This is a genomic window from secondary endosymbiont of Trabutina mannipara, assembly GCF_900090215.1.
Lineage (GTDB): Bacteria > Pseudomonadota > Gammaproteobacteria > Enterobacterales > Enterobacteriaceae > Mikella.
In genome coordinates this window covers 280,341-298,471 of sequence record NZ_LT594522.1, presented here as the reverse complement: position 1 = coordinate 298,471, position 18,131 = coordinate 280,341, and the positions used below count along the sequence as shown (strand labels likewise).

The 18,131-nt window shown below is 28.3% G+C and carries 14 protein-coding genes and 4 tRNA genes; all 18 read left to right on the top strand.

The window, feature by feature from the left end; translation table 11 throughout:
* Positions 1 to 429: 429 nt before the first annotated feature.
* On the top strand, positions 430 to 738 hold the full coding sequence (gene tusB, locus TREMTM_RS01515) for a sulfurtransferase complex subunit TusB (protein WP_083172618.1): 309 nt from the start codon (positions 430 to 432) through the stop codon (positions 736 to 738).
* A 173-nt stretch (positions 739 to 911) separates the two neighbouring features.
* On the top strand, positions 912 to 1,286 hold the full coding sequence (gene rpsL, locus TREMTM_RS01510; protein ID WP_083172616.1) for a 30S ribosomal protein S12: 375 nt from the start codon (positions 912 to 914) through the stop codon (positions 1,284 to 1,286).
* Positions 1,287 to 1,313: 27 nt separating this feature from the next.
* Positions 1,314 to 1,784, top strand: coding sequence for a 30S ribosomal protein S7 (gene rpsG / locus TREMTM_RS01505; RefSeq protein ID WP_083172614.1), 471 nt, complete (start codon positions 1,314 to 1,316; stop codon positions 1,782 to 1,784).
* A gap of 203 nt (positions 1,785 to 1,987) precedes the next feature.
* On the top strand, positions 1,988 to 4,090 hold the full coding sequence (fusA, locus tag TREMTM_RS01500) for an elongation factor G (protein WP_083172612.1): 2,103 nt from the start codon (positions 1,988 to 1,990) through the stop codon (positions 4,088 to 4,090).
* 357 nt (positions 4,091 to 4,447) lie between these two features.
* Positions 4,448 to 4,639 (top strand): preprotein translocase subunit SecE, encoded by a 192-nt coding sequence (gene secE / locus TREMTM_RS01495; protein ID WP_083172658.1) that lies wholly within the window; start codon positions 4,448 to 4,450, stop codon positions 4,637 to 4,639.
* Between the two features lie 12 nt (positions 4,640 to 4,651).
* Positions 4,652 to 5,197: a transcription termination/antitermination protein NusG gene (gene nusG, locus TREMTM_RS01490; protein WP_083172610.1), complete on the top strand. Its 546-nt coding sequence runs from the start codon at positions 4,652 to 4,654 to the stop codon at positions 5,195 to 5,197.
* Between the two features lie 109 nt (positions 5,198 to 5,306).
* A complete protein-coding gene (rplK, locus tag TREMTM_RS01485; protein ID WP_083172608.1) occupies positions 5,307 to 5,735 on the top strand; it encodes a 50S ribosomal protein L11 in 429 nt (142 codons plus the stop codon).
* 3 nt (positions 5,736 to 5,738) lie between these two features.
* Positions 5,739 to 6,443, top strand: a complete 705-nt coding sequence (gene rplA, locus TREMTM_RS01480; RefSeq protein ID WP_083172606.1) for a 50S ribosomal protein L1 — start codon at positions 5,739 to 5,741, stop codon at positions 6,441 to 6,443.
* Positions 6,444 to 6,513: 70 nt separating this feature from the next.
* On the top strand, positions 6,514 to 7,017 hold the full coding sequence (gene rplJ / locus TREMTM_RS01475; RefSeq protein WP_083172604.1) for a 50S ribosomal protein L10: 504 nt from the start codon (positions 6,514 to 6,516) through the stop codon (positions 7,015 to 7,017).
* A 37-nt stretch (positions 7,018 to 7,054) separates the two neighbouring features.
* Entirely contained in the window at positions 7,055 to 7,435 is a 381-nt protein-coding gene (rplL, locus tag TREMTM_RS01470; RefSeq protein ID WP_083172602.1) for a 50S ribosomal protein L7/L12, read from the top strand.
* 182 nt (positions 7,436 to 7,617) lie between these two features.
* The gene (gene rpoB / locus TREMTM_RS01465) at positions 7,618 to 11,652 is read left to right on the top strand and encodes a DNA-directed RNA polymerase subunit beta (protein ID WP_083172600.1); all 4,035 of its coding nucleotides are present in this window, start codon (positions 7,618 to 7,620) and stop codon (positions 11,650 to 11,652) included.
* 90 nt (positions 11,653 to 11,742) lie between these two features.
* Positions 11,743 to 15,945, top strand: coding sequence for a DNA-directed RNA polymerase subunit beta' (gene rpoC, locus TREMTM_RS01460; RefSeq protein ID WP_083172598.1), 4,203 nt, complete (start codon positions 11,743 to 11,745; stop codon positions 15,943 to 15,945).
* Between the two features lie 103 nt (positions 15,946 to 16,048).
* A tRNA-Thr gene (locus TREMTM_RS01455) sits at positions 16,049 to 16,121 on the top strand.
* Positions 16,122 to 16,135: 14 nt separating this feature from the next.
* Positions 16,136 to 16,217, top strand: a tRNA-Tyr gene (locus TREMTM_RS01450).
* A gap of 13 nt (positions 16,218 to 16,230) precedes the next feature.
* Positions 16,231 to 16,305, top strand: a tRNA-Gly gene (locus tag TREMTM_RS01445).
* 9 nt (positions 16,306 to 16,314) lie between these two features.
* Positions 16,315 to 16,387: transfer RNA gene (locus TREMTM_RS01440), tRNA-Thr, on the top strand.
* A 100-nt stretch (positions 16,388 to 16,487) separates the two neighbouring features.
* Positions 16,488 to 17,672 (top strand): elongation factor Tu, encoded by a 1,185-nt coding sequence (tuf, locus tag TREMTM_RS01435; RefSeq protein WP_083172596.1) that lies wholly within the window; start codon positions 16,488 to 16,490, stop codon positions 17,670 to 17,672.
* A gap of 123 nt (positions 17,673 to 17,795) precedes the next feature.
* Positions 17,796 to 18,107, top strand: coding sequence for a 30S ribosomal protein S10 (gene rpsJ, locus TREMTM_RS01430; RefSeq protein WP_083172594.1), 312 nt, complete (start codon positions 17,796 to 17,798; stop codon positions 18,105 to 18,107).
* Positions 18,108 to 18,131: the final 24 nt, after the last annotated feature.

The window sequence follows — 18,131 nt, the reverse complement described above, 5'->3', positions numbered from 1 at the left end:
TTATATATCTAAAATTAGATCTTATTTTTATTTAGATTATATCTTTTTATCTATATCTTATTATATCTCTTATCTATTCTATTTATATCTATTATCTTAGTCGTATCTTATATTATCTTATTCAGTATATTTCAGTATCTATCTATTCAGTATCTTATCATCTTAAATCTTATTATCTATTTAAGTTATTTTTTAAGTTATTTAAGTATCTTTAAGTTATTTAATTATCTTTAAGTTATTTTTTAAGTTATTTAAGTATCTTTAAGTTATTTAATTATCTATTATAGTTATCTATTTTATTCATTAGTTATCTATTTTAGGTAAAATTCATGATAGAATTCATGATTGAAATTTTATGAAATTTTTTATATAATTTAAAATTATCAGAAAATTTTTTAATTGTTATGTTATATTATATTATATTTTTTTATGTTATATATTTTAAATAGGTCTCCTTATTTATCTGATTTTAAATCAGTATTACGTATAATTAATTGTAATGAGGATTGTAATGATGATTTTAATGATGATTTATTATTAATCTCTGATGGAGTTATTTTGGGATTAAATAATTCTTTTTTTTCAAAGAAAATTAAAAATTCTATGAATATATATGCATTAAAAAATGATATTGAAGCCCGTGGGCTATTTTCTTATTATTTATCTAATATTAAACTAATTGATTATATTGATTTTATTAAATTAACTGAAAAAAATTTACAGCAAGTAACATGGTAATTAAAAATTAGTAATTAAAAATTAATAAAATAAAATTATAAAAAAGTTAATATAAAAAATTTAATAAAAGTAATTTAAATTTATAAAAATTAAAATTTTAAATTTTAATTAAATAAATTTAAATTTTTATTTTTAATTATAATTTTAATTATAATTATTAGGAGCATTATTGAATGACAACAATTAATCAACTAGTACGAAAAAAACGTTCTAGAAAAATTACAAAAAGTAATGTTACAGCATTAGAATCTTGTCCACAAAAACGGGGAGTATGTACTCGAGTATATACAACAACTCCCAAAAAACCAAATTCAGCTTTGCGTAAAGTTTGCCGTGTTCGATTAACTAATGGATTTGAAGTTACTTCATATATTGGTGGTGAAGGTCATAATATTCAAGAACATTCTGTAATATTAATACGTGGTGGTCGTGTAAAAGATCTACCAGGTGTACGGTATCATATTATTCGTGGTTCTCTTGATTGTTCTGGTGTTAAAAATCGTAAAAAAGGACGGTCTAAATATGGTGTAAAAAATATAAAAAATTAAAATAATTATTTTTATTATGGAGATTTTATGCCACGTCGTCGTTTCATTAACCAACGAAAAATTTTACCAGATTTAAAATTTAAATCTGAAATTTTAGCTAAATTAATTAATATTATTATGATAGATGGTAAAAAAGCTAATGCAGAAAATATTGTTTATACTGCATTAAATTTTTTAACAAAAATAACTAAAAAAAATCAATTAGAAGCTTTTGAAATAGCTATAAATAATGTACGTCCAATTGTTGAAATAAAATCACGTCGTGTTGGTGGTTCTACTTATCAAGTACCAGTAGAAGTTCGTCAAATTCGTCGCAATACTTTAGCAATACGTTGGATTGTTGAAGCAGCTCGTAAACGTAATGATAAATCTATGGCTTTACGTTTAGCACAAGAACTTTCTGATGCAATTGAAAAAAAAGGTGGTGCTATAAAAAAACGTGAATCTATTCACCGTATGGCAGATGCTAATAAAGCTTTTGCTCACTATCATTGGTAAAAAATAAAATAATTAAAATAAAATTATTTATTAGTAAATTTAAATTGTTATTGGTAAATAATTAGAGTTAATAATTAATTAAGAGTTAATGTAGTTAAGAGTTAATGTTAATTAATAAATTAATTAAATTAATAAATTTAGTTAATTCATTTTTAAATTAAAATTTAATATCTAAATTCAAATCAAATAAATTAAGGATTTTAATGGCTCGTATAACACCTATTACAAATTATCGAAATATTGGTATCAGTGCTCATATTGATGCAGGTAAAACTACTACTACAGAACGTATTTTGTTCTATGCAGGTGTAAACCATAAAATTGGTGAAGTTCATAATGGTGAAGCAACAATGGATTGGATGATACAAGAACAAGAACGTGGAATTACTATTACTTCGGCAGCTACTACTTGTTTTTGGTCTGGTATGGATAAACAATTTGATTCACATCGTATTAATATTATCGATACTCCAGGACATGTTGATTTTACTATTGAAGTTGAACGTTCTATGCGTGTACTTGATGGTGCTGTTATGATTTATTGTGCAGTAGGAGGAGTACAACCACAATCAGAAACTGTTTGGCGTCAAGCAAATAAATATAATATACCACGTATTGCATTTATTAATAAAATGGATCGTATAGGTGCTGATTATTTACGAGTAGTTGATCAATTAAAAACTCGTTTAGCAGTTAATCCGGTACCTATTCAATTAGCTATTGGTGCAGAAGCAAATTTTGCTGGTATTATAGATTTAGTAAAAATGAAAGCTATTTATTGGAATGAAAAAGATCAAGGTATAACTTTTTTTTATAAAGAAATTCCTAATAATTTAATTGAATTGTCTGATAAATGGCATCATTATTTAATTGAATCTGCAGTAGAAGCATCTGAAGATCTTATGGATAAATATTTAAACGGTAAAAAATTAACTGAAAAAGAAATTAAAAAAGGTTTACGTCAACGTGTTTTAAATAATGATATTATTTTAGTTACTTGCGGTTCTGCTTTTAAAAATAAAGGTGTACAAGCACTTCTTGATGCAGTTATTGAATATTTACCAGCACCAAGTGATATTGCTGCTATTAATGGTGGTAAAGATAAAGATACTTATAATAAGGAACATTATTCTAACGATAATGAACCTTTTTCTGCTTTAGCATTTAAGGTTGCTAATGATCCATTTGTTGGTAATCTTACATTTTTTCGTGTTTATTCTGGTGTTATAAATTCTGGAGATATAGTATTAAATTCAGTAAAAAATAAAAAAGAACGTTTTGGACGTATTGTCCAAATGCATGCTAATAAACGTGAAGATATTAAAAATGTATATGCTGGAGATATAGCTGCAGCTATAGGATTAAAAAATGTAACTACAGGAGATACTTTATGCGATCTATATACACCAATTATTCTTGAAAAAATGGAATTTCCTGAACCCGTTATTTCTGTTTCTGTAGAACCAAAAACAAAAATAGATCAGGAAAAAATGAGTTTAGCTTTATATCGATTAGCACAAGAAGATCCTTCTTTTCGATTTTTAATCGATAAAGAATCTGGACAAACTATCATATCTGGTATGGGTGAATTACATCTTGAAATACTTGTAGATCGTATGTATCGTGAATTTAATATAAAAGCTAATATTGGTAAACCACAAGTTGCATACCGTGAAACAATTAAATCTTCTGTTGAACAAGAAGGTAAATTTATTCGTCAGTCTGGAGGACGTGGTCAATTTGGTCATGTATGGTTACGTATTGAACCAATTAAAAATAATGATAAAGATTATGAATTTATAAATGAAATTGTTGGTGGTGTAGTACCTAAAGAATTTATTCCTGCAATAGATAAAGGAATTCAAGAACAGTTAAAAACTGGTATTTTAGCTGGTTATCCTATTGTAGGTGTTCGTGTAACTGTTTATGATGGTTCATATCATGAAGTTGATTCTTCAGAAATGGCATTTAAAATAGCTAGTTCTATAGCTTTTAAAGAAGGTTTTATAAATGCAAAACCAGTTATTTTAGAACCTATAATGAAAGTAGAAATTGAAACACCTCAAAAATATATAGGTGATGTAATAGGTGATTTAAATCGTCGTCGTAGTATAATTGAAGGTATAGAAGATAATATAAATATTAAAACTATTAAAGCACAAGTTCCTTTGTCTGAAATGTTTGGTTATGCAACTGAATTACGTTCAAAAACTCAAGGTCGTGCTTCTTATTCTATGGAATTTTTCAAATATAATGAAACACCAAATAATATTGCTCAAAATATTATTAAACATAATAATGTTTAAAATAAATTTTTTAAAATTCTATTAACTAATAGCACTATCCAATTATGGTATTTATTTCGATGGTATTTATTTCATAAATATTATATATGAAAATTAGCTATTCAATTTGAAAAAAATAAAAGTACGTTAATTTATTTTAAAAACATAATTTAGTAAATGTAATATACAAATAAAATATTGCTATATATAATATTTTATGTTTTTAATATTACCCCATAATATGGGGTTGGGATTATAACAGTTAACTAAGTAACTAAATAATAGTAATTTTTTAAAAAAAAGTTATTTGACTGTATGTTATGTATTTATGTATTATAGATTATAGAATCTATTCTTTTGAATCTTTTTTTAAAAAAAATGTTATTTAAAATTAAATTTATTTTTTATTTTATAATTGAATTATATGCTGAATTACGTAAAATTATTTGGCCTTCTTATCAAGAAACATTAAAAAATACATTAATAGTAACTCTGGTAACATCATTAATGTCATTAATTTTATGGGTAATAGATGGTATTATAGTTTATATCATATCATTTATTACTTGAGGTTTTAATAAAATGTCTGAATCTTTCCAAAAAAATTGGTATGTTATTCAAGCGTTTTCTGGTTTTGAAAAACGTGTAGCTCGTTCTATTATAGAACATATAAAACTTCAAAATATGGAAAATTTTTTTGGAACTGTTCTTATTCCTAAAGAAGATATAATTGAAATTCGTGGTAATCAGCGTCGTAAAAGTGAACGTAAATTTTTTCCTGGTTATATTTTAGTACAAATGGTAATGAACAATGATAGTTGGCATTTAGTACGCAATATATCACATGTTATGGGTTTTGTTGGAGGTACTTCAGATCGTCCTGCACCGATAAGTAATAAAGAAGTTGATATAATTATTAATAGATTAAAAAAAATTGGTGATAAACCCAGACCAAAAATTATTTTTGAACCTGGTGAATTAATACGTGTCATCGACGGACCATTTTCTGATTTTAACTGTACAGTAGAAGAAGTAGATTATGAAAAAAATCGTTTAAAAGTATCAGTTTCTATTTTTGGTCGTGCTACTTCAGTAGAATTAGATTTCAATCAAGTTGAAAAAAATTAAATCAAGTTGAAAAAAAATTAAATTTTTTATTTATTTTTTTAAGTTTTACATCTTATCTGACATTATTAAACAATAAAATTGAAATTTTTTCATTTTAAATGAGATTTATATGGTTAAAAAAATAAAATCCTATGTAAAACTGCAAATTGCTGCAGGTATGGCAAATCCGAGTCCTCCAGTAGGACCATCTTTAGGTCAACATGGTATTAATATAATTGAATTTTGTAAATTATTTAATACTAAAACAGATTCTCTTGAAAAAGGTTTACCTATTCCAGTTGTTATTACTGTATATTCTGATCGTTCTTTTACTTTTATTACTAAAAGTACTCCTACAGCTATTTTATTAAAGAAAACTGTAAGTATCAAATCTGGATCTAGTAAACCAAATAAAAATAAAGTAGGTAAAATAACTAATGCACAAATTATTGAAATAGCTAAAATAAAAGCACCTGATATGACAGGTTCTGATATATCAGCAATGGTCCGTTCTATTATTGGGACAGCCTATTCTATAGGTATAGAAATAGAGAGTTAAAATATGACTAAGCTTACCAAACGTATGCGTATTATACGAGATCAAATTAATTTTAGTAAGCAATATGATATAAATTCAGCTTTATTTTTATTAAAAAAATTTACACTAGTTAATTTTAATGAAAGTGTCGATATTGCTATTCAGCTTAATATCGATACACATAAATCAAATCACAATATTTGTGGTACTGTAGTATTTCCGCATGGAAATGGTCGTAATGTTCGTGTAGCGGTATTTGCTCAAGGAATTAATGCTCAAATAGCTAAAACTGCTGGTGCAGATATAATAGGTATTAACAATTTAGTTGATAATATTAAAATAGGTAAATTTGATTTTGATATAGTTATTGCTTCTCCTGATTTAATGCATATTGTAAGTAAGTTAGGAAAATTTTTAGGACCACGTAATTTAATGCCTAATCCTAAACTTGGTACTGTTACTTCTAATATTAGTGAAGCAGTTAAAAATGCAAAATATGGTCAAATACAATATCGTACTGATAAAAAAGGTATAATTCATACTACTATAGGTAAAATAAATTTTGATTCTAATAAATTAGAAGAAAATTTAGAAACATTACTTCTTGCATTAAAAAAAGATAAACCAATACCTACAAAAGGTATTTATATAAAAAAAATTAGCATATCTACTACGATGGGAGCAGGTATAGTAATTAATAAAAATTGTTTATCTAGATTTGTTATTTAAAATTTAAATTTTGAAAAAAAATTCCTATTTTAGGTATTAGGTAAAGTTAATAACTTAAGGGATAAAGTTTATGGTTTTAAATTTTAAAAATAAAAAAAATATTATTAATAAATTTAAACAAATATCAATGAATGCTATATCTGCTTTTATTATGGATTTTAGTGGTATTACAGCAAACCAAATGACTGAACTACGTAAATTAAGTCGTGAATCTAATATTCAACTATATATTGTTCGTAATAGATTAATGCAACGTGCAGTTAAAGGTACTTCTTTGGAATGTTTAAAAGATAAATTTATTGGTCCTAATATTATTGCATTTTCTAAAGAAAATGTTAATACATCAGCTCGTTTACTTACCTCTTTTTCTAAAAAAAATACTAATTTAAAAATTAAAATGGCAGTTTTAGAAGGAAATCTTATTCAAGATTCTCAAATTGAGAGTTTAGTAAATATGCCAAATTATAAAGAATCAGTCATTTTTTTAGTATCAACTATAAAAAATATATCTATAACGAAATTATTTCGTACATTAATTGCAGTATGTAATAAAAAAGAAAAATATAATATTTAATTTTTAAATTAATTTTTAAATTAGGAAAAAAATTAAAATGTTTATAACTAAAGAACAAATTATTGACACAATTGCTAAAATGTCTGTCCTAGATGTAGTTGAATTAATATCTATGATGGAAAAAAAATTTAGTATTTCTGCTAATCAAACTGCTATAGATGTAGCAATTACAAAAGAAGTACCTATTGAAAAAACAATAGAAGAACAAACTGAATTTAAAGTTTTTTTAAATGAAATTGGTACCAATAAAATTGCTGTTATTAAAGCTGTTCGTGGAGCTACTGGGTTAGGATTAAAAGAATCAAAAGATTTAGTTGAATCTGCACCTGCTATTATAAAAACAGGATTAAATAAAAATGATGCTGAAAATTTAAAAAATTTACTGGAAAAGGTAGGTGCTACTATTAGCATTAACTAATTTATTATTATTAAATAATTTATTTAATAATAAATTAGAAAAATTTCTACATTATAATAAAATTTAATTAGGTTAATTTAATTAGTTAATTAATTAGTTAAATATAGATGTTAAAAACACATACTAAACTATATCCATTTTCTGTTTCTGTTAATATTTATGTTAACTAATTGAGGAGCTCTATGTTTTTTTACTCTCATACTGAAAAAAAACGTATTCGTAAAGATTTCGGAAAACGTCCGCAAATTTTAGATATTCCTTATCTTCTTTCTATTCAGCTTGATTCATTTCAAAAATTTATAGAACAAGATATAGAAGGTCAATATGGTTTAGAAGCAGTTTTTCGTTCTATATTTCCTATAAAAAGCTATAATGGTAAATCTGAATTACAGTATGTTACTTATCGTTTAGGAGATCCTATTTTTGATATAAAAGAATGCCAAATGAGGGGGATAACTTTTTCGTCACCTTTACGTGTAAAATTGCGTCTTATTATTTATGAACGCGAAATATCAGAAATTACAGTAAAGAATATAAAAGAACAAGAAGTATATATGGGTGAAATACCACTCATGACAGATAACGGTACTTTTATAATTAATGGTACAGAACGTGTCGTTGTTTCTCAATTACACCGTAGTCCAGGAGTTTTTTTTGATAGTGATAAAGGTAAAATACATTCTTCTGGAAAAATATTATATAATGCTCGCATTATTCCTTACCGTGGTTCATGGTTAGATTTTGAATTTGATTTAAAAGATAATTTATTTTTTCGTATTGATCGTCGTCGTAAATTACCTGTTACTCTTCTTTTAAGAGCCCTTAATTATAGTACTAATCAAATTTTAGATATTTTTTTCAAAAAAGTAATTTATGAGATTAATAATCAAAATTTGATAATGAACTTAATTCCTGAATTTTTACGTGGTGAAACTGCTTTATTTGATATAAAAGAGAAAGGTATTCTTTATGTGGAAAAAGGTCGTAGAGTAACATCACGTCATATTGATCATTTAAAAAAAGATAATATTGAACAGATTAATGTTCCTATAGAATATATTATAGGAAAAATAGTAGCAAAAGATTATTTTGATGAAAAAACTGGAGAAAATATTATTTATGCTAACAAAGCATTAACAATTGATATAATCAACAAATTAATTAAAGCAGGACATAAAATTATTGAAACATTATTTATAAATAATTTAGATAATGGTGCTTATATTTCTGAAACTTTACTTATTGATCCTACTAATGATCGTTTAAATGCACTTTTAGAAATATATCGTATGATGCGTCCTGGTGAATTACCCACTAATGAAGCCGCTGAAAATTTATTTAAAAATTTATTTTTTTCAGAAGAACGTTATGATTTATCAGCAGTAGGTAGGATGAAATTTAATCGTTCACTTTTACGTAAAGAAAGTGAAGGTCCTGGTATTTTAGAAAAAAAAGATATTGTTGATGTTATTAAAAAACTTATTGATATTCGAAATGGTAAAGGTGAAATTGACGATATTGATCATTTAGGTAATAGAAGAATTCGTGCAGTAGGTGAAATGGCAGAAAATCAGTTTCGTATTGGATTATTACGTGTAGAACGTGCAGTAAAAGAACGTCTATCTTTAGGAGATATGGATAATTTAATGCCGCAAGATATGATTAATGCTAAACCAATTTCAGCCGCAATAAAAGAATTTTTTAGTTCTAGTCAATTATCACAATTTATGGATCAAAATAATCCTCTTTCAGAAATTACACATAAAAGACGTATTTCTGCATTAGGACCTGGTGGTTTAACTCGTGAACGTGCAAGTTTTGAAGTTCGTGATGTACATCCAACTCATTATGGTCGTATATGTTCTATAGAAACTCCAGAAGGACCCAATATTGGTCTTATAAACTCATTATCTGTATATGCACAAACTAATGAATATGGATTTCTTGAAACTCCCTATCGTCTTGTACAGAATGGTGTTGTTACTGATGAAATACATTATCTTTCAGCAATTGAAGAAGGCTATTTTGTTATAGCACAAGCAAATACTAATCTTAGTAAAGATGGTCATTTTGTAGATGAGTTTATAACTTGTCGCAATAAAGGCGAATCAAGTTTATTTAACAGTAAACAAATTAATTATATGGATGTTTCTACTCAACAAATAGTATCAGTTGGTGCTTCTCTTATTCCATTTTTAGAACATAATGATGCTAATAGGGCATTAATGGGTGCCAATATGCAACGTCAAGCAATACCTAATTTGATTACTGATAAACCATTAGTTGGTACTGGTATGGAACGTATTGTTGCAGTTGATTCAGGTGTTACTATTGTAGCAAAACGTAGTGGAAAAGTACAATACGTAGATGCATCTCGTATTGTTATTAATGTTAATTCTGATGAAACTTTTTCTGGAGAAGCTGGTATTGATATTTATAATCTAAAAAAATATATTCGTTCTAATCAAAATACTTGTATTAATCAAAAACCTTGTGTTTCTTTAGGTGAACTAATTAATCGTGGAGATGTAATAGCTGATGGACCATCTACAGATTTAGGTGAGTTAGCTCTTGGTCAAAATATGCGTATTGCCTTTATGCCTTGGAATGGTTATAATTTTGAAGATTCTATGTTAATATCTGAAAAAGTTGTACAGGAAGATCGTTTTACTACTGTACATATTCAGGAAATGACTTGTATATCTCGTGATACAAAATTAGGTTCTGAAGAAATTACTGCTGATATTCCAAATGTAGGAGAATCTGCACTTTCAAAATTAGATGAATCAGGTATTGTATATATTGGTGCTGAAGTTAGTGATGGTGATATTTTAGTAGGTAAAGTCACACCAAAAGGTGAAAGTCAATTAACACCAGAAGAAAAATTATTAAGAGCTATTTTTGGTGAAAAAGCTTCTGACGTAAAAGATTCATCATTACGGGTACCAAATGGTACTTCAGGTGTTGTTATTGATGTTCAAATTTTTACTCGAGATGGCGTTAAAAAAGATAAGCGTGCGTTAGAAATAGAAGAAATACAACTTCAACAGATTAAAAAAGACCTTACTGAAGAATTACATATTTTTGAAAATGGATTATTTTCACGTATTCGTAATCTTCTTATTCTTAGTGGAATAGAATCCTCAAAATTAGATAAATTAACACGTAAAAATTGGTTAGAAATAGATATTATAAATAAAGATATTAAAAATCAATTTGATCAACTTATAGAACAATATCAAGAACTTAAGTATGAATTTCAAAAGAAATTAGAAGCAAAGAAAAATAAAATAATTCAATATGATAATTTAGCACCAGGTATACTTAAAGTAGTTAAAGTATATCTAGCAGTAAAACTGCAAATTCAACCTGGTGATAAAATGGCAGGACGTCATGGTAATAAAGGTGTAATTTCTAAAATTAATCCAATTGAAGATATGCCTTATGATGAAAATGGTGTACCTGTAGATATAGTTCTAAATCCTTTAGGTGTTCCTTCTAGGATGAATATAGGTCAAATTTTAGAAACTCATTTAGGTATGGCAGCAAAAGGTATTGGTGATAAAATCAATTATATGCTAAATCAGCATAATAATATTAAAAAATTACGTAAATTCATTCAGAAAGCTTATAATGTAGGTGATAATTTACGCCAGAAAATAAACATTGATTCATTTTCTGATGAAGAAATACTTTGTTTAGCAAACAACTTAAAAAAAGGAATGCCAATTGCTACACCAGTTTTTGACGGTGCTAAAGAAAAAGAAATTAAAGAATTATTAAAACTGAGTGGTTTACCTAGTTCTGGTCAAATAACTTTATTTGACGGAAGAACAGGAGAAAAATTCGAACGACAGGTTACTGTTGGATATATGTATATGTTAAAACTTAATCATTTAGTAGATGACAAAATGCATGCCCGTTCTACGGGATCTTATAGTTTAGTTACTCAACAACCTTTAGGAGGAAAAGCACAATTTGGTGGCCAGCGTTTTGGAGAAATGGAAGTATGGGCTTTAGAAGCATATGGTGCTGCTTATTCATTACAAGAAATGCTAACTATTAAATCAGATGATGTTAATGGTAGAACTAAAATGTATAAAAATATCATTGATGGTAATTATATGATGGAACCCAGTATGCCTGAATCTTTTAATGTTTTATTAAAAGAGATTAGATCTTTAGGGATAAATATTGAATTGGAAAAAAATAAGTAATCATATACTGGTACTTAGTATACAAGATAGATTGATAGTTTCAAGTTCAAGAATAATTTAAAGTTATTTAACTTCGGTAGGAATCAATCTGTGAAAGATTTATTTAATTTTTTAAAAAAACAAAATAAAAATGAAGAATTTGATGCAATAAAAATTACACTAGCCTCACCAGAAATGATTCGTTCTTGGTCTTTTGGTGAAGTAAAAAAAGCAGAAACTATTAATTACCGTACCTTTAAACCAGAGAGAGATGGTTTATTTTGTGCACGTATTTTTGGACCTATAAAAGATTATGAATGTTTATGTGGTAAATATAAAAGATTAAAACATCGAGGTGTAATTTGTGAAAAATGTGGAGTAGAAGTTACACAAACTAAAGTTCGTCGTGAACGTATGGGTCATATTGAATTAGCTTCACCTACTGCACATATTTGGTTTTTAAAATCATTACCTTCCCGTATTGGGTTATTATTAGATATGTCATTACGTGACATAGAAAGTGTATTATATTTTGAATCTTATATTGTAGTTGAAAGTGGTATGACTAATCTTGAATGCCGCCAAATTTTAACTGAAGATCAATATTTAAATGCTTTGGAAGAATTTGGTGATGAATTTAAAGCGAAAATGGGTGCTGAATCAATATATGATATATTAAAAAATTTGGATTTAAAATATGAATGCGAAAATTTAAGAGAAGAACTAGAACATACTAATTTTGAAACAAAACGCAAAAAAATAACTAAAAGAATTAAAATATTAGAATCTTTTCTAGAATCAGGAAATAAACCAGAATGGATGATATTAACAGTACTACCAGTACTACCACCAGATTTACGTCCTTTAGTACCTCTAGAAGGAGGTAGATTTGCAACATCAGATTTAAATGATCTGTATCGTCGTGTAATTAATCGTAATAATCGTCTTAAACGTTTATTAGATCTAGCTGCACCAGATATCATTGTACGTAATGAAAAACGTATGTTACAAGAGGCAGTTGACGCACTAATAGATAATGGTCGTCGTGGACGTGCTATTACTGGTTCTAATAAACGTTCTCTTAAATCAATGTCAGATATGATTAAAGGTAAACAAGGACGTTTTAGACAAAACTTATTAGGTAAACGTGTTGATTATTCTGGACGTTCAGTTATTACTGTTGGTCCATATCTACATCTTCATCAATGTGGATTACCCAAAAAAATGGCATTAGAACTATTTAAACCTTTTATTTATGGAAAACTAGAAATTCGTGGTTTTGCAACAACAATTAAAGCTGCAAAAAAAATGGTTGAACGTGAAGAAACTATAGTATGGGATATACTAGATGAAGTTATTCATGAACATCCAGTTATGTTAAATAGAGCACCAACACTACATCGTTTAGGAATCCAAGCATTTGAACCAGTCCTTATTGAAGGAAAAGCTATTCAATTACATCCTCTAGTATGTGCAGCATATAATGCTGATTTTGATGGAGATCAAATGGCAGTACATGTTCCATTAACATCAGAAGCACAAATGGAAGCACGTACATTAATGATGTCTACAAAAAATATATTATCTCCTGCAAATGGAGAACCTATTATTGTACCATCACAGGATGTGGTTCTAGGTTTATATTATATGACTCGTGATCGTATAAATGCTAAAGGCGAAGGTATGGTGTTAACTGGACCTAAAGAAGCTGAAAAAATATATCTACTGGGTATAGTAGAATTACATGCTAGAGTTAAAGTACGTATTACTGAATATACAAAAAATAATAATAGTGAATGGATAGAAAATACTAGTATAATAAATACTACTATAGGTAGAGCCATTTTATGGCTTATTGTTCCTAATGGATTACCTTTCTCATTAGTAAATCAGGTATTAGGTAAAAAATCCATATCTAAAATGCTGAATACTTGCTATCGCTTATTAGGTTTAAAATCAACTGTAATTTTTGCAGATCAAATTATGTATACAGGATTTTATTATGCTGCTCGTTCAGGATCATCAGTAGGTATAGATGATATGGTAATACCAGAAAAAAAGATAGAAATTATTGATGAAGCTGAAGCAGAAGTAGCTGAAATACAAGAACAATTTCAGTCAGGTCTAGTTACTGCTGGTGAACGTTATAACAAAGTTATAGATATATGGGCTGCAGCTAATGAACGTATTGCTAAAGCTATGATGGATAATTTATCTACTGATACTGTAATTAATAATGATGGTATAGAAGAAAATCAAGTATCTTTTAATAGTATTTTTATGATGGCTGATTCTGGAGCTCGTGGTTCAGCAGCACAAATTCGTCAATTAGCAGGTATGCGTGGTTTAATGGCAAAACCTGATGGTTCCATTATTGAAACACCTATTACTGCAAATTTTCGTGAAGGTTTAAATGTACTCCAATATTTTATTTCTACACACGGTGCTCGTAAAGGATTAGCTGATACTGCACTAAAAACTGCAAATTCTGGATATTTAACTCGTCGTTTAGTTGATGTAGCACAAGATTTAATAATAACTGAAAAAGATTGTGGTACCTTTTCAGGTATATTAATGACTCCTGTTATTGAAGGAGGGGAAATTAAAGAACCTCTTCGTGAGAAAGTTTTAGGACGTGTTACAGTGGAAAATATTCTAAAACCAGGTACATCAGATATTTTAATAGAACGAAATTCATTATTAAATGAACAATGTTGTGATATTTTAGAAAAATTTTTAGTTGATAGTATTAAAGTACGTTCAGTAGTAACTTGTGATACTGATTTTGGAGTTTGTGCAAATTGTTATGGTCGTGATTTAGCTAGAGGTAATTTAGTAAATGAAGGAGAAGCTATTGGTGTTATAGCAGCACAGTCTATAGGTGAACCAGGTACACAACTTACTATGCGTACATTTCATATTGGTGGAGCTGCTTCACGTGCTGCTGCAGAATCTAGCATTCAAGTAAAGAATAAAGGAATAATTAGTTTAATAAATGCTAAATTTGTATTTAATTGCAATGGTAAGTTAGTTATTACTTCACGTAATACTGAACTAAAATTAATTGATAAATTTGGTAGAACTAAAGAAATATATAAAGTTCCTTATGGAGCTGTAATGGATAAAGTAAATTTATCAGAAGTTAAAAGTGGTGAAATAGTTGCTAATTGGGATCCGCATACTATGCCTATTATTGCTGAAGTTAATGGTTTTGTTCATTTTATTGATATGATTGATGGTCAAACTATTACTCGTCAAACAGATGAACTTACTGGTTTATTTTCTCTAGTAGTATTAGATACTTCAGAACGCACTATTAGTGGTAAAGATTTACGTCCTACATTACAAATAGTTGATATTAATGGTAATGATGTATTTTTACCTGGTACTGAAATACCAGCACAGTACTTTTTACCAGGAAAAGCAATTGTACATCTTGTAGATGGTGCTAAAATTACTTGTGGTGATACATTAGCACGTTTGCCACAAGAAACTAGTGGTATTAAAGATATTACTGGGGGTCTCCCACGTGTAGCAGATTTATTTGAAGCTCGTTGTCCTAAAGAACCAGCTATTTTAGCTGAAATTAGTGGTATAGTTACTTTTGGTAAAGAAACTAAAGGAAAAAGAAGACTTCTGATTTCATCTATAGAAAATAATAATTCTTATGAAGAAATGATTCCCAAATGTCGTCATCTTAATGTATTTGAAGGTGAACGTGTAGAGCAAGGAGATGTTATTTCTGACGGTCCCGAATCTCCGCATGATATTCTACGATTACGTGGTGTGCATGAAGTAACTCGTTATATTGTTAATGAAGTTCAGGAGGTTTATCGATTACAGGGAGTAAAAATTAATGATAAACATATAGAAGTTATTATTCGTCAAATGTTACGTAAAGTAACAATTACTAAGAGTAATAATTCAGAATTTTTAGAAGGTGAACAAGTAGAATATTCTCGTATTAAAATAGCTAATAGAAATTTAGAAAAAAATGGTAAAGAAAAAATAAGTTATATTCGAAATTTGTTAGGTATTACTAAAGCTTCTCTTGCTACAAATTCTTTTATATCAGCAGCATCTTTCCAAGAAACTACACGTGTACTAACAGAAGCTGCTGTAGCTGGAAAATACGATGAATTACGTGGTTTAAAAGAAAATGTTATAGTTGGAAGGTTAATTCCAGCAGGAACTGGTTATAATTTTCATAAAAATAGTGCTATTCCCAAAAATATATTATCTAAAGTACCAACAATTACTGCAGATAAAGCTTCTGCTAATTTAGCAGAACTTCTAAATAAAAAAAATGATTAATTATAAAATTAAATTTTTATTGAATAAAAATTCTAATAAATATTAGACAAAAATATAAAATATTGTATTATTTTATATAAATCTAAAAAATAGAAAGTAAATAGCCGGTATAGCTCAATTGGTAGAGTAACTGATTTGTAATCAGTAGGTTGAAGGTCCGATTCCTTCTGCCGGCATTCAAAAATTTTGAGGTGGGGTTCCCGAGTGGCTAAAGGGAGCAGACTGTAAATCTGCCGTCGTAGACTTCGAAGGTTCAAATCCTTCCCCCACCATATTCATTATTTTGCGAACATCGTATAATGGTTATTACCTCAGCCTTCCAAGCTGAAGATGTGGGTTCAATTCTCACTGTTCGCTCCAATATACGCTGCTGACATAGCTCAGCAGGAAGAGCACACTCTTGGTAAGGGTGAGGTCGGCAGTTCAAATCTGCCTGTCAGCAATTATGATTGCTAATATCTTTTCTAAAACTTATAGTTGCTTTGAATATATTAATATGGCAGTATGAAATATAATATTATTTGCAAAGAGGATTAATCTTTATGTCTAAAGAAAAATTTCAACGTACAAAACCTCATATAAATGTAGGTACTATTGGACATGTTGATCATGGAAAAACTACTTTAACGGCTGCTATTACTACTGTTCTAGCTAAAGCTTATGGTGGTAACGCACGTGCTTGTGAACAAATAGATAATGCACCAGAAGAAAAAGCTCGTGGTATTACTATTAATGCTTCACATGTTGAATACGATACTTTAAATCGTCATTATGCACATGTAGATTGTCCAGGACATGCTGATTATGTAAAAAATATGATTACTGGTGCCGCTCAAATGGATGGTGCCATTTTGGTAGTTGCAGCTACTGATGGTCCTATGCCCCAAACTCGGGAACATATACTTTTAGGTCGTCAAGTAGGTGTACCATATATTGTAGTATTTATGAATAAATGTGATATAGTTGATGATGAAGAGCTATTAGAACTTGTAGAAATGGAAGTACGTGAATTATTATCTCAATATGATTTTCCTGGAGAAAAGACACCTATTATTAGGGGTTCTGCATTAAAAGCATTAGAAGGTAATGAAATATGGACTAAAAAAATTATTGAACTTGCAGAAGCACTAGATAAATATATTCCAGAACCTAAAAGAATTATTGATCAACCATTTTTATTACCCATTGAAGATGTATTTTCTATTTCAGGACGTGGTACAGTAGTAACTGGTCGTATAGAAAGAGGTATAATTAAAGTAGGTGATGAAATAGAAATTGTAGGTATTAAAAATACTGTAAGAACTATTTGTACTGGCGTTGAAATGTTTCGTAAATTATTAGACGAAGGACGTGCTGGAGATAATGTTGGTATATTACTTCGTGGCACAAAGCGTGATGAAGTTGAACGTGGTCAAGTGTTAGCAAAAATAGGATCAATTAAACCATATACTAAATTTGATTCAGAAGTTTATATTTTAAATAAAGATGAAGGAGGACGTCATACACCTTTTTTCAAAGGATATCGTCCACAATTTTATTTTCGTACTACTGATGTAACTGGTACTATAGAATTACCAGAAGGTATTGAAATGGTTATGCCTGGGGATAATATAAAGATGGTTGTTAATTTAATATCTCCAATTGCTATGGATAATGGTTTACGTTTTGCTATTCGTGAAGGTGGTCATACTATTGGTGCTGGTGTTGTAGCTAAAATTATTGAATAATATTTACCAAAATAAACAAAATAAAAGTCTACAAATATCCATAAAATGAACTATTATGTTTTTATTTTTTGTAAAAAAAGAGCATTTTGTTCATAAATAATAAATAATTGGAGTTTTGGTCTAATGCAGAACCAAAGAATCCGTATTCGTTTAAAAGCTTTTGATTATCGCCTAATTGATCAATCTACAGTAGAAATAGTTGAAACTGCTAAACGTACTGGTGCTCAAGTACGTGGTCCCATTCCTCTACCTACACGTAAAGAACGTTTTACTATTTTGATTTCTCCGCACGTAAATAAAGATGCACGAGACCAGTATGAAATGCGCACTCATAAACGTTTAATTGATATTGTTGAACCAACTAAAAAAACTGTTGATGCTTTGATGCGTTTAGACCTAGCTGCTGGTGTAGATGTACATATTAGTTTAGGTTAATATTTTGAAAATAAAGAGATTAAA